This window comes from Calothrix sp. CCY 0018, from assembly GCF_963920925.1.
Taxonomy (GTDB): Bacteria; Cyanobacteriota; Cyanobacteriia; order Cyanobacteriales; family Nostocaceae; genus Rivularia.
Genome location: NZ_CAWUDI010000106.1, coordinates 1 through 1,909, shown reverse-complemented (window position 1 = coordinate 1,909; position 1,909 = coordinate 1). Strand labels below are relative to the sequence as shown.

Genomic DNA, 1,909 nt, shown 5'->3' with positions numbered 1-1,909 from the left:
CGAAGTTGTTTTGGTTCCGAGCAGTCCACCCGTACCGTTTTAAAATACTTAGCAGGATGTTGGCAAGCAACTGGTAGTTTCAATTGCTCGATCCCTTTGTTTTTAATATTTCTAGCTGCTTGCAGATCGGCGTGGTCAAAGTGCCCGCAGTTGGTGCAAATAAACTTTTCACCATCACGAGAATTTTTATCAATATGACCGCAATGAGAACACTTTTGACTTGTATATTGAGGTGCGACTTTAACAACTAATACGCCTGACTTAGCAGCCACAACGTTAATTTTTTGCGTTAAAGAATACCAACTTGCATCCGCTATTGAACGGTTAAGACCTACTTTTCGGCTTTGACCGTTCTTTGTATAATTACCGTCATCGTCTTTTTTAGTTCTACATCTGGCTGACATTCCCTTGATGTTTAAATCTTCTAAAACAACCGCATCCGCACGCTTGGCAATCTTCGAGGCAACTTGCCATTGATAAGATTCACGGCGTTGTTTGATACGTTTATGTAGTCTACCGACGCGGTTGTATGCTTTTCGCTTATTACTTTTACCTTTCTTTCTTGAGGCGCGGCGAGAGCGAACCCACATCAATTGTTTAACTTTTTTGTTGGTGTTAAATCTTGGATTATCTATTTGTGAGCCGTCAGAAATATGAACTAACTTAGTTAACCCCAAGTCGCAACCAACTACGGTTCTTATATCCTCATTATTAACCTCAACCGATTGAGGAATAGTATTATCTTCAACTTTTAAACTGATATACCAGCCATCGGCTTTTTGTCTAATCGTTGCTGATTTAATAACAAAACCATCTGGGATAGAATGAGAATTGTGATAGCCAACCCAACCGAGACTTTTAATATTTATACCAGTTGAGGTTATATCCTTATTCTCAATGTTGGTGATGGTGAAGCTTTTAAACTTACTTCTACGTTTTGGCTTTGGTCTGCCTTTCCCATTGCCGAAAAATCCATCAAACGCATTGTCTAGGCGCTTTACGTTTTGCTGTAGAGCAGTACTATTTACGCGCTTATACCAAGGTCGAGACTTTTTAAGTTCTTTTAAATTGGCATCCTGAATAGCACCCGCATTTCTACGTTTTAATAATCCCGTTTTCTTGTCAGGTTTTTGTGTATACACCTCACCTGAAGCACCGTTACGAGAAATGCAACAAGTTAAAGCGCAGTGAGTTACGGGGAAGTTATGGTTACTAGTCCAATCTTCCTGCGATGCCCAATATGTATTGTTTCTATCTCTTAAGTTGTAGTTGTACTGACAGAACAGCATATCAATCCAGCTACTAAGCTCGGTGGCTTGTTCTTTATTCGGTTGTAGCTTGAATACCATTCCCATCAGCACTTGACAAATCCTCCTTGTGTTTACTACTCTTAGCTATAGTCACATATTAATACAGTTAAACCTGAAATGTCAACCAGTTATAGACACAAAAATACTTCTGTATCTTTAATTAACTATCACTTTGTTTGGACACCTAGACGTAGAAAAAAAGTACTTAAAAACCAAGTAGCGAAGCGGTTAGAAGAATTAATTAGAATTATTTCTCAAGATTTAATGTGCAAGGTTATAGAAGTTGCAGTGGAGCCTGACCACGTACATCTATTCATCAATTCCCCACCTGACCTAGCCCCCGACCAGTTAATGTTTAGAATTAAAGGCGCAACAAGTAGATATTTGCGGAAAGAGTTTCCAGATTTAAAAAAGATGCCTTCGATGTGGACAAGAAGTTATTTTGTGTCTACTGCGGGCAACGTATCATCTGAAACGGTAGAAAAATATATTGCCGCGCAAGGTACCAGAAATTAAAGGTCACAGCACCTAAAGGTGCATATTCAAATTTCATCCCACGATTAAAAACCGTGGGCTTTCATTTTCGTGAATGTTGTAAA

At 39.0% G+C, this 1,909-nt stretch carries 2 protein-coding genes; one reads left to right on the top strand and one right to left on the bottom strand.

Going from position 1 to position 1,909, the window contains the following annotated elements; genetic code table 11:
- On the bottom strand, nucleotides 1-1,349 hold a 1,349-nt coding region (locus ACM03V_RS34305), incomplete at its 3' end, for an RNA-guided endonuclease InsQ/TnpB family protein (RefSeq protein ID WP_414625282.1).
- A 78-nt stretch (nucleotides 1,350-1,427) separates the two neighbouring features.
- Here ACM03V_RS34305 and tnpA point away from each other — a divergent pair.
- Nucleotides 1,428-1,826 carry an IS200/IS605 family transposase gene (gene tnpA, locus ACM03V_RS34300; protein ID WP_414625281.1) on the top strand — a complete coding sequence of 133 codons (399 nt, stop codon included), beginning with the start codon at nucleotides 1,428-1,430 and terminating at the stop codon, nucleotides 1,824-1,826.
- Nucleotides 1,827-1,909: the final 83 nt, after the last annotated feature.

Excerpts from the sequence above, each read along its gene's own strand:
- tnpA (WP_414625281.1), top strand. The coding sequence starts at position 1,428 with ATGTCAACCAGTTATAGACACAAAAATACTTCTGTATCTTTAATTAAC.